1 pseudogene is annotated in these 254 nt (G+C 57.1%); it reads left to right on the top strand.

Annotated features, from left to right (window positions below):
* Positions 1-254: pseudogene (locus IV91_RS16460) on the top strand (IS21 family transposase); the annotation flags it as partial.

Here is a 254-nt window from a genome sequence, read left to right as displayed (position 1 = left end):
CTCGGTACTTCCTGCCCGGACCTACTCCCCCCAGGATAAAGCCAAAGTCGAGTCTGCGGTGCAGGTGGTTGAGCGTTGGATCATGGCTCGTCTGCGTCATCACCGGTTTACCACGGTTAACGAGGTAGATGAGGAAATCACCCCGTTGCTGGAACGGCTCAATCACAAACCGTTTCAGAAACTGCCCGGCAGCCGTGCCAGTACTTTTGCAGTGCTGGATGCACCGGCATTGCAACCCCTGCCGGTTCAACGCT

Source organism: Ferrovum myxofaciens, from assembly GCF_000735045.1.
Classification (GTDB): Bacteria; Pseudomonadota; Gammaproteobacteria; order Burkholderiales; family Ferrovaceae; genus Ferrovum; species Ferrovum myxofaciens.
The sequence above is the reverse complement of the archived record's forward strand: the minus strand, read 5'-3'. Positions and strand labels throughout refer to the sequence as shown.